Below are 11085 nucleotides of genomic sequence, written 5' to 3'. Positions count from 1 at the left end.
ACCGCCGCCGGGTCGCCCGCGACCCGCCCCGCGCCGATGCGCTGGGCCAGCAGGTCGCGCGCTGCCGCGGAGCCGAGCAGGTCGAGCGGGAGCGGGCGGGCTCCCTCGGCCGCGACCAGGCTGGCCAGCTGGTTGCGGCTGGTGACAAGCACGAGGCAGCCCGGTGTGCCCGGCAGCAGCGGGCGCACCTGCTCGGCGTCGCGGGCGTTGTCGAGCACGATGAGCATGCGCCGCCCGGCGATCCGGCTGCGGTACAGGGCCGCCTGCGCGTCCACAGTGGACGGCACGCGCTCGGCAGGCACGCCGAGGGCGTCGAGAAACCAGCGCATGGCGTCGGCACGGTCCATCACGACCCCGCCCGGGTCGAAGCCGCGCAGGTTCAGGTACAGCTGGCCGTCGGGGAACCGATCGGCGATCCGGTGCGCCCATCGCACGGCCAGCGCGGTCTTGCCGACGCCCGGCGGGCCCGACACGACGACCACCCCACCGGGCACACTGTCCAGTTGCGACAGCTCGCTGGACCGGCCGACGAAGTGCGGCACATCCGCGGGCAGCTGCGCCGGGACGAGACCCATGGCGTCGGCGCCGGAATCGTGGCGCAGCAGTGAGGCGTGCGCCTGCATCAGCTCCAGACCGGGATCGACCCCCAACTCGTCGACGAGCCGCCTCCGTACCTCATGAAAAATGGCAAAGGCCTGACTCCTGCGCCCGGCTGCCTGATATGCCCGGATGAGCAGCGCCTGCCACGCCTCGTTCAGCGGCTGCGCCTCGGCCGCCTCCTCCAATGCGGACAGGCCCTCGGCAGCCCGGCCGCTGTTGAGCATCAGCTCGCCGTAGCGAGCCAGGGCCGCATGCCGCTCGTCGACCAGCGCCAGCACGCGCGGATGGGCGGCGAGGACGGGCACATCGGCCAGGGGCGGACCCTGCCACAGCGCGAGCGCCTCTTCCAGCGAATCCGCATTGGACAGGGTGCGGAACCGGAGCAGATCCGTTGGTGCATAAAGCGCATAGCCGTCGCCGATCTGGCGCAGCACCGTGCTCGCGGCGCGCCGCGCCCGGCCCGGTTCGAGCACCCGGCGCAGGTTTTTCACATACGTCTGGATGACGTTCGCCGCGCTGGCGGGTGGCCGCCGGTCGGGCCAGAGCCCGGCCGCGATCTCGTTGCGGCCCAACGGCTGCCCGCACGCCAGCGCCAGCAGGCCGAGCACGGCGCGCTGCGCGGCCGGGCCGAGATCGAGCTCCTCCGCGTCGCGCCAGGCCCGGATCGTGCCCAGCACCTGGATCAGGACAGTACCCACACCGGCACCACGACATCGCGCACGATCCGCGTCGCGCTCGAAACGGCGGGTGGGCACGGCAGTCCTCGCCCAACCGCGCCGATGCCATCGACGGCAATCGCGACCCTGGCCATGCCCTCAGTCAACTCTTACACTTTTGTTATCGCAACCTATTGATCATGACGAATCCGATCCGATGACTGTCGACAGTGGACCGCTCTGGTGCTCCGAATCGCTGCGCTTCACCGTGGTCGAGCATGGGGTTGCGGTTCGACAGCGTGCCGCACGGCACCAACCGGGCCCGCTCGGGCCACGACCTTTCAATGATCGTTGACCGCGGCGAATAGGTGATCCCGGACTGGGTACCACATAAGCATGTCAAACGCACCCGTCAGCCATCGGCAGGTGGAAGTCGACGGCATAGAGACCTTCTATCGGGAGGCAGGACCGCCGGGCGCGCCGATAGTGCTGCTGCCACACGGCTACCCGTCGTCATCCTTCGCCTTCCGCAATCTCCTGCCGGCGCTCGGCGACCGGTGGCGGCTGATCGCACCCGATCTGCCCGGCTTCGGATACACGGTCGCCGATGCCGGACGATTCGGCTACACGTTCGACGCGTACGCCGACTTTCTCCGGGATTTCGCCGAGGCGCTCGCACTGCCGCACTACGCCATCTATCTGCACGACTACGGGTCGCAGTTCGGCCTGCGGCTGGCCATGAGCGCACCGGAGCGCGTCGCCGCCCTGATCATCCAGAACGGCGACATCTACGAGGACCAGCACGGGCCAAAGTACAAGCCGCTCAAGGAGATGTGGGCCGAACCGGTCGAGCAGCGGCTGGACCGGCTCGCCGAGTTCGTCACCGAACAGGGCTTCCGCGACGAGTTCCGCGGTGAGCTGCCGCCCGACATCGCGGGCCGGGTCAGCCCGGACCTGTGGACGCTGTCGTGGGCACAGGTCGGCCCGCGCCGGGACAACCTGATGCGCCTGCTCGCCGACCAGCCCAGCACGCTGGAATGGTTCGCGCGCCAGCAGGAGTACCTGCGCGAGCACCAGCCTCCCACGCTCATCGTCTGGGGGCCGCACGACGGTTACATGCCCGAGGGCGCCGCCCGTGCCTATCTGCGCGACCTGCCAGACGCCGAGCTGCACCTGCTCGACGGCGGCCACTGGCTGCTCGAAACCGACCTTGACGAGGTGGTCGCGCTCACCCGAGACTTCCTGGACCGGGTCCACGCCGGCCGTCCCTAGAACGGGCGCCTCAGCTCGTGGCTCGGTTCAAGGGCGACCTGCGACAGGTCGCGGCTCGACCCCGGCGCTGATCGCAGCGGCGACCGGTTCCGACCCCGACGAGGGCCCGGATCCAACGCTTGGGCGAACGGATCGCCGCGGTGCCCATCGGCGCGCTCTGGAGCTGACGCCTTCGACGCTGTAGCGACCGGTTAAGGCAACGCAACCGGTTAAGGCAACGCAACCACCGCGTCGACCTCGACCAGGAATTCCGGCTGGAACAGCGCCGCGACCTGGATGAGCGTGCTGGCCGGGTTGGGCGCGCCGGCCATCACCCGGGCGCGCACGTCCCGGATCACCTGGACCTGACCGGCATCGACCACATACCAGTTGAGCCGGACCACGTCGGACCAGTCGCCGCCGAGGCTGGTGATGATGCGGTGCAGATTCGCCAGGCACTGCTCGGTTTGCGCGGCCAAGTCGCCCTTGCCGACGAGATTTCCCTCGGCGTCCATGGCGACCTGGCCCGCGACGAAGGCCAAGCGGCCGGTGACGGTGACGGCATGGGCATATCTGGCGCTGGGCATGAGCCCGGCGACGTCGGTGACTCTCTCCACGATCGGCATCGGTTCAGTTTAACCGCGCCGGGCCGGAGCTCCGCACGGACCAGCTGCGGGGGTCGCCCCAGAAGGAGTGAGAGTCCACATAGGACGGCAGAAGCGCGGTGAGCTTCTCCCCCTCGTACCCCGATTCGCCGCGCGCGATCTCCACTCCCGCAACGGTACCGCGTTCAGCCCGACTGCATGGGCGCCAGATCCCCGCTGAGCCGCGAGATCGTGGCCTTCGCGCCCGCGTACAGCGCCTCGCCGAGCTCGATGACGTTCTGCACGGTTTGCGGCCAGATCTTGGCCCATGTCTCGATCAGGTCTAGCAGTGTCACCACGGCCTGCCAGATCTCCTCCACAATGAGGGCCGCCTCGCCGAACCTGAAGCGTGTCAGCAGCCGCACCGCCTTGAGCACCCGGCCGACGACCCACAGCAGGAACGCGGTCAGCCCGGCGTCCAGCCCCGTGTAGAGGTGTTCGGCCTGTACCGCCAGCGCCTCCAGCCCTTCCTTGGACGCCTTGCAGATCTCCGCCTCGGCGGTCAGCGCCTCGTGCCAGCGTCCCGCGATGTGGTACTCGAACATCTGCGCGGCCGGCCCGTTCCACGACGACGATAGCGAGGCCATGCCGTAGCGCAGATTCGCATCGATCGCCATCACGCCCCGGTCGCCGCCGAGCGAGCCGTACGCCTCGGCCATCTCCCGCACCTTGCCCCAGTCGCCCGTGAGCCACGGGAACAGCTCCTTGCGCAGGCTGATCTGGAGTACCTTCTCCAGCCACCGGTCGATCTCGTCGATCACGCCCAGGGTCTTGTCGATCTTCTTCTGCATGTCCTTGTTCGGCGCGGGTGCGGGTGGTTCGACCGCCGACGGATCGCTGAAGTCGCCGACGTGGCTCGTGTCGTTCTGCACCCATTGTGGTTCGTCCGGCGGCGACCAGCTCGGCCGCGTGGTCCAGATCCGCTCGGCCGCCTCCTGATCGCTTTGCTCGTAGCGGGTCGCGGCCGCCTCCAGATTGTGCGCGGTGTCGGTGAGGTGTTCCCGCGCGCCGGGCAGAAGCCAGTACTGCACTTCCGCCAGGATGTTGACCGCCGGGACGGCCGTCGCCCACAGCAGGCCGGTCAGACCACCGGCGTCGTCGCAGTAGTACTCGCAGTATTTCTTGAGCGCGTCGAACGCGTCTGCGTTGCGCTCCAGCTGCTTGGCATAGCCGCGCAACGCGGGCGGCTCCACTTTCACCGGCTCAGTCATCGCCCCGGCTTCCTTACCGCGAGAGCGGCCTCCTCGGCGGACATGCCGGATCGCAGTGCCTCACCGAGGGCCGCCAGACTCGCCAGGCGACCGGCCAGAAACGCGCTCACCCGCTCATCCATGACCCCGTCGGCGTCGCCGATCAGCACCCCGTGCCACGAAAGCTCGCCGCGTTCGATCTGCTGCTGCAGGCTGCGCAGCTCCGGCGGCGCATCCGCGGACCGCGCGAACTCGGCGAGCTCCTGCCGGTCCCGTTCGTCGTCCTCCTCCTGTGCGCGCTGCTGATATGTCGCCGCCCATCGGCCCAGCTCCGCCGTGCATTGGTGCAGTTCGTCCAGGCGCGCCTGGAGTCGTTGCCTCGCCTGTTCCACGTCCGGGAACATGTGACCCCCGTTGGCCATAGAAACTCCGTCCTGTCTGGGCACAGTGACAGCACAGCCGCAAACAGGGTTGTTTGGTACCGGTGGGCATCGCTAAACAACCGTCAGGGCGTCGCACCGCCAGACGCGGACCGTGCCGTCTCCGTGCGCGGTCACGAGGTGGCGGCTGTCCGGGCCGAACGCCACGTGCTCCACGGACGCGACGAATCCGCTGTACGTGATCGGCGGTCCTGTCCGGGTACCACTCCAGACCCGCACCGTGTCGTCCTGCCCCGCGCTGGCCACCCACTGCCCGTCCGGGCTGAACGCGACATGCCACGCGAAGCCGTCATGGCCCTCCAGCACCATCGGCGTTTCGCCCGTGGCAAGCGGCCAGATCCGTACTGTGCCGTCGCTACCCGAGCTCGCCAGGCGCCGCCCGTCCGGGCTGAACGCGACCGCCCACACCAGACCCTGGTGCCCACGCAGGATCAACGGCTCGGCCGCGCCCGTCACGTCCCACACCCGCACCGTGCCGTCCGCGCCCGCCGTCGCCACGCGCTGCCCGTCGGGTCCAAACGCGACATGCCGGATCTGCACCCGATCGGCGCGGCGGACCAGTGGCGGCGAGCCACCGGCGAGATCCCAGATGCGAAGCGTCCCGTCGCGACTCGCACTCGCCACACGGCTCCCGTCAGGAGCGAGCGCCGCTATCCACACCGCATTCTCGTGTCCACACAGGACGGTCGGATGGCCGGGCCGGTTCAGGTCCCACACCCGTACCGTCCCGTCACGCCCGCCGCTTGCCAAACGCCCGCCGTCGCGGCTGACGGTCAGCCCCAGCACCTCCTGCTCATGCCCGCGCAGGACCATGGCCGTGCCCTGCCCATCGGCGCTCCAGACGCGAATCGTGGCATCCGCGCCGCCGCTGACCACACGCCGCCCGTCGGCCGCGAACACCGCCGACCACACCGCGCCCTCGTGGCCGTGCAGGAGCACGGACCCGACGCCCCACGGAGACCATATGCGCACCGTGCCGTCCTCGGCGGCGGTCGCCAGCTCCGACCCGTCGGGGCTGAAGGCGGCGTCCCACACGTTGCCTCTGTGCCCATGAAGCACCAGCGGATTGCTTTGCGCGGGATTCCACACCCGCACCGTGCTGTCGGCTCCCGTCGTCGCCAGCCACCTCCCGTCGGGGCTGAACGCCACGGCGTTCACGGTGCCCTGATGCCCGCGCAGCACCACCGATTCACCCTCGCCGCCGACCGGCCAAACCCGTGCCGTACCGTCGAGACTCGCAGTGGCCAACCGCATGCCGTCCGGGCTGAACTCGACCGTCGTGATCGGACTGTCGTGCCCACGCAACACGATCGGCGGCACCGCACCCGACAGGTCCCAGACCCGCACCGTCCGGTCGGAGTATCCGCTGCTGGCCACGTGCCGCCCGTCGGGGCTGAACGCGACGCCCCACACCCGGCCCTCGTGCCCGCGCAGCACCACCGGCGCGCCCGGCCCGTCCACCGGCCAGATCCGCACCGTACCATCATCACCGGCACTGGCCAGGCGTTGACTGTCCGGACTGAACGCGATGCCCGACACCCCAGCGGCATGCCCACGAAACAATGTGACGGCACCGGTCCCGTCTCCCGGCCACATCCGGATCGTGCCATCGCGCCCGGCCGCGGCCACCCACTGCCCGTCGGGGCTGAACACCGGACTCCACGTGTCGTCCTCCCATCCGTCGAGCACGATGACGTCGTCGGCCGACCACACGCGCAGGGTGTTGTCGGTCCCGGTGCTCGCCATCCGCTTGCCGTCCGGGCTGTATGCCACACCGGTCGCGTGCCCTTGCCTGCCCGCAACGATCCCGCGCGTGCGATCATCCGCGGTCGCCTGCCGCAGCACCATCTCCGCTTCGACGCTTTGATTCATCGTGTACGCCTTGCGAGCCAGCGCCTTCGCCAGACTCGGGTCCCGCTGGGCCTGGCGACGGGCCTGCGCCACCAGATCCTCAGACTGCGCGAGGTCGCGGCTCGCGTCGAGGAACGTGCGCTCCAACGGGTTCAGCCCGCCCGTGTCGCGGTCGTGCCACGCGGACAGCCGCGCCCCGCGATACAGGGCTCCGGCGTCACGGCCGAGCGACTCCCAAACGCGGGCGTCCTCGGTCAGCCGGCGGTGCAGGCGCAGCGTCTCCCGGTCGGTGTGCAGCCAGGCGTGTAAGCGCGGCCACGCGCGGATCAACGCCTCATGGGCGATGTCGACCGTGTCCCGGTCGAGCACGATCAGGCGCGCGGCCGCGAGTTCGTGCAGCACCTTGGTCGCGTCGGGCAGGTCGACTTCGGAGCGTGCCGCCCGGCGGCGGGTGTCGTCGGTACCATCGCCGAGCGTGATCAGGCGCGTGAGGACCTGCCGGGCCGTCGCCCGCTGGCCGACGTCGAACCGTTGATACACCGTCTCGGCGGTCTGCGCGATCGCCCCGGCCACACCTCCGGCGGCCTCGTATCCGGCCACGGTCAGCACGTCGCCGCGGCGCTGCCGCCAGGTCTCCTGGAGCGCGTGCGACACGAGGGGCAGCGCGCCCGGCTGTCCCGCCGCGTCCGCCAAAATCTTGGTCACCAGCGCGCGTTCCACGCTGAGCCCGGCCTGCCGGGCGGGCTCGGTGACGACCTGCCGCAACTCGTCGGCGTCCAGCGGACCGACCGGCACGTTGGCACCGGCCAAAAGCCTTGCCAGGACGGGCAGTTCGGTGCAGCGGGCGTAGAAGTCCGCCCGCACCCCGAGCACCACCCGCGTGGCCCCGTCGCCGGACGCGACCAGCCCTGCCAGCCGGTCCACAAACCGCGCCCGCTCCACCGGATCGGCGCACAGCGTGAACAACTCCTCGAACTGGTCCACCACGAGCAGCACACCGCTCGGCGTGACATCGCCCGGCGTGGTCACGACCGGTGTGAACCCGGCCCGGCTCATCGCGGGAATCAGCCCGGCGCGCAGCAGCGACGACTTGCCGCTGCCGGACGCGCCGAACACCGCCACAAACCGCTGCTTCTCCAGCATCGTGGCCAGCTGTCGCACCAACCGGTCCCGGCCGAAGAACCATTCGGCATCGTCGACGCGGTATCCCATCAGCCCCCGATAGGGCGGCTTGCCGGCGTCCTCGCGGGCCTGCGACGCGGCCCGCTCCGCAGCCGCCTGTTGCCAGTGGGTCTGCCACTCCACCGGATCGCCGCCGCACGCCCGGACAAACGCCATGGTGACCGCCAGACTGGGCATCTGCCGCCCGCCGGCGGCGTTGGCCAGCGCGGCCAGCGAGAAGCCGGAACGCCTGGCCAGCTCCCGATATCCGGGATTGCCCGCGAGGCGGCGCAACTCCCGCAGTCGCGCCGCCAACGCCTGCACCGGCCCGTCTTGCGCATGCAGCGATCGCTCAGGACGCGGCACCGCCTCACCACCCCCCGTGCTCGCCTCCAACCCCAACCATTGAAGACGCGCGAGCTAATGATCGGAATACATTTCTCGATTCGATCAGCGGCCTGAGCCGGGTCACGCGGCGCGCTGGAAGTCGGCGGTCCAGTTGGTTTCCCAGGTGAGGCCGCCGTCGGTGGAGAAGGCCTGCTCCCAATGGGCCGAGGTCTCGGTGATGTCGGACCAGATATACGAGACCTTGATGGGCTGTCCGTTGTAGACATCGTCGGCCAGGAACGTGCCCACGCCCGTGTCGTCGAAGCGGCCGACCTGTGGGGGCATGGCGAGGATGCCGTTGCGGCTGCTGGCCCAGTAGAGCGACCATTCGTCGCGCTCCCTGTCGTACAGGCGCAGGGTCACCCCGCTGAACCCCTGCGTCGGGAACACGGCCTCGTCGAAGCTGCCCGCGCCGTCGAGCACCCGGTAGCACCTGTGCACGCCCGGGAATTCGTACCACTCGTCGCAGCCGGTGAGCACCTCCCGCAGCCTGCGCTGCTGCGAAGTCCAGTCGCCCACGAGGAAATCGAAGTTGTTGTCGTTCTTCATGCCCGGGACGCTAACGCCGGTCCACTGACAAGTTCTGTCAGTGGACCTGAACCTATTTGCTCACGAGTGTGGTCGGATCACCGAGCACGGCCGTGTCCACGGCGACGGCCGAGGTGACCGCGACCCGGGGGTGGTGCAGGTCGTCGAGGATGTCGAGGGCCTCCTGCCACGCGTGCCAGGCTTGCACCTCGTCTCCGGCGGCCCGGTGGGCGTCGCTCAAATGGATGAGCGTGTCCGCTTCGTGGTACCGGTCGCCGACCTCGCGATACAGCTCGACCGCCCGCCGGTAGGACTCGGCCGCGTCTTCGTACCGCCCAAGGTTGTGCTGCGCGAACCCTAGACTGTCCAATGTGGATGCGAAATCGACCGGGCGGCCGATGGCCAGCTGGAGCGCCAGCGCCCGCTCGCAGCAGGCGAGCGCCTCCTCGTGCTCGCCGAGCAGGCTGCGGTACCAACCGATGGCGTTGAAGGCCCGCGCCTGCCCCGCCTGGTGTCCACTTTGGAAGAACAGCTCCAAGGCCAGCTCCGAGTGGTGCAGTGCGTCGCGATTCTCGCCCCGCTTTTCCAGCACCAGCGACAGGTTCAGATGACTGGCGGCCTCCGTCAGCCGGTCTCCCGCGCCCCGCGCCAACGCGATCGCCTCGCTCAGGTGCCCCTGCGCCGCCTCCAGCTGTCCTAATCGGATCAGCGCACGGGCGAGGTTGCGGTGCGCGTGCGCCTGGCCCGGCCGATCCCCCGACCGAAGCGCGCCCTCCAACCCCAGCGCTTGCACCATCGCCAGGTCGTGCCAATGGCCCCGCCAATCCAGATAGTCCGCGAGCGCCCACGCCAGCCGCCAGCTTCGCGTCTCGCTCATGACCGCCAGCAGGACCCGATGCTCGCGCTCGAACCATGCCCGCGCCTCGTCGCGATCCGCCAACGGCTCAACCCCATCCGGCACCGGCCCGAACCCGATCGGGTCCCGATGCGGATACATGAGCAGCGCTGCCGCGTAAGCAGTGTGCGAGTAATGCTCGCGCAACCGTCGCGACGCCTCCTCACGCTCCGATGTGGACACCCGCTCCCGTGCGAACGCCCGCAACAGGTCGTGCAACGTGTATCTCCCCGGCGCATGCTCGTTGACCAGATGTGCCCGCGCCAACTCCTCCATCGCCGCCCGCGCCTGCGCCAGCCCCACCCCGCCCAGGCTCGCGGCCGCCGCCGCGCCAACGTCCGGCCCCGGATGCACGCCCAACCGCCCGAACAGCATCGCGGCCTCCGCGCTCAAATGCCGGTAGGAGCACGAAAACGCGACTCGCGCATCCGCCGTCGTGTCCTGTCCGCGCAACGGGTCGAGCCCACCCCCGGCCGCCCGCAGCTCGGTCGCCAGCTCCGCGAGCGGGAGCGTCGGCCGGGCACTCGCCCGCGCCGCCGCGATGACCAGTGCCAGCGGCAGCCGCGCGCACCGGCTCACCACCTCGTCAACTACCTCAGCCTCGGCCGAAATCCGTTGCGCGCCAAGGCGATGCGCGAGCAGCTGCCGCGCCTGTCCGACCGGCAGCAGATCGAGAATCAGCGGATGCGCGCCGTCGACCGCCACCAGACTGGTCAAATCGTTGCGGCTGGTGATCACGGTCATGCAGCCGGGCGCGCCGGGCAGCAGCGGCCGGACCTGTTCGGCCTCGCGCGCGTTGTCCAAAATCACCAGCACGCGCCGGTTGGCCAGCAGGCTGCGGTACAGGTCAAATTGGACTGTCGGGTCCGCCGGGACATTCTGCGCGGTGATGCCGAGGGCCTCAAGGAACCCACGCACAGCTTCTTCAGGATTTTTCGGTACCCCGAAAGCGTCGAACCCCCGCAGGTTGACGTACAGCTGCCCTTCCGGGAAGCGCTTGACCACCCGGTGGGCCCAGTGCACCGCCAGCGCCGTCTTGCCCACGCCCGCCGTTCCGGACAGCACGGCGATGGCGCCCGGCGTGCCGGCCATCATGTCCAGGTGGGCGAGCTCGTCGCCCCGCCCGGTGAACGCGAACCCGTTGGCGGGCAGTTGGCGCGGTATCGGCCAAGGGGATTCGGCAGCCGGATGCCGGCCCGCCTGCACCCGGTCGCGGGCGGTCGCCAGGGCTCCCCGCTCGGCGGGCGTAGTGTCCAAAAGCGACATCAGGACGTCGAACCGGTCGGTGGGCGGCAGGATGCGGCCGCCGAAATATCCGGCGATGATCCCGATCGACCAGCCGGTGCGGGCGGCGAGCTCGCGATAGGTCAGCTCGGCGTCGCCACGCCGCCGGGCCTGCCGCCGCTTCAGCTCGCGCAGCAGCCCGGCCAGGTCATGGATGGTGTGGATGGTGTTGACGGCCACGATCGGTTCACTGGACAC

The 11085-nt window shown here is 69.9% G+C and carries 9 protein-coding genes; 1 reads left to right on the top strand and 8 read right to left on the bottom strand.

The annotated features are described in order from the left end of the window. On the bottom strand, window positions 1-1298 hold a 1298-nt coding region (locus tag DM816_RS08355), incomplete at its 3' end, for an AfsR/SARP family transcriptional regulator (RefSeq protein ID WP_170318794.1). Beyond that, the gene (locus tag DM816_RS45190; protein ID WP_281274309.1) at window positions 1283-1411 is read right to left on the bottom strand and encodes a hypothetical protein; all 129 of its coding nucleotides are present in this window, start codon (window positions 1409-1411) and stop codon (window positions 1283-1285) included. The genes DM816_RS08355 and DM816_RS45190, both read right to left, overlap by 16 nt. Window positions 1412-1652: 241 nt before the next feature. Between DM816_RS45190 and DM816_RS08350 the strand changes: the two genes are divergently transcribed. Continuing rightward, window positions 1653-2528, top strand: a complete 876-nt coding sequence (locus tag DM816_RS08350; RefSeq protein WP_117209572.1) for an alpha/beta fold hydrolase — start codon at window positions 1653-1655, stop codon at window positions 2526-2528. Between the two features lie 209 nt (window positions 2529-2737). Here the strand turns inward: DM816_RS08350 and DM816_RS08345 are convergent, their stop codons facing one another. From DM816_RS08345 to DM816_RS08320, 6 genes are all read right to left on the bottom strand, one after another. Continuing rightward, on the bottom strand, window positions 2738-3133 hold the full coding sequence (locus DM816_RS08345; protein ID WP_117209571.1) for a RidA family protein: 396 nt from the start codon (window positions 3131-3133) through the stop codon (window positions 2738-2740). A gap of 164 nt (window positions 3134-3297) precedes the next feature. Beyond that, window positions 3298-4362, bottom strand: a complete 1065-nt coding sequence (locus tag DM816_RS08340; RefSeq protein ID WP_117209570.1) for a type VII secretion target — start codon at window positions 4360-4362, stop codon at window positions 3298-3300. Beyond that, on the bottom strand, window positions 4359-4763 hold the full coding sequence (locus tag DM816_RS08335; protein ID WP_117209569.1) for a hypothetical protein: 405 nt from the start codon (window positions 4761-4763) through the stop codon (window positions 4359-4361). The genes DM816_RS08340 and DM816_RS08335 overlap by 4 nt, the downstream gene beginning before the upstream one ends. 72 nt (window positions 4764-4835) lie before the next feature. Then, window positions 4836-8159: a WD40 repeat domain-containing protein gene (locus DM816_RS08330; RefSeq protein WP_162907236.1), complete on the bottom strand. Its 3324-nt coding sequence runs from the start codon at window positions 8157-8159 to the stop codon at window positions 4836-4838. Window positions 8160-8261: 102 nt separating this feature from the next. Further along, window positions 8262-8729, bottom strand: coding sequence for a hypothetical protein (locus tag DM816_RS08325; RefSeq protein WP_117209567.1), 468 nt, complete (start codon window positions 8727-8729; stop codon window positions 8262-8264). A gap of 52 nt (window positions 8730-8781) precedes the next feature. Continuing rightward, complete coding sequence (locus tag DM816_RS08320; RefSeq protein ID WP_162907235.1) at window positions 8782-11085, bottom strand: ATP-binding protein; 2304 nt, start codon at window positions 11083-11085, stop codon at window positions 8782-8784.

Origin of the sequence: Allorhizocola rhizosphaerae, from assembly GCF_003426775.1 — a bacterium.
Taxonomy (GTDB): Bacteria; Actinomycetota; Actinomycetes; order Mycobacteriales; family Micromonosporaceae; genus Allorhizocola; species Allorhizocola rhizosphaerae.
This window is presented reverse-complemented; position numbering and strand designations above follow the sequence as displayed.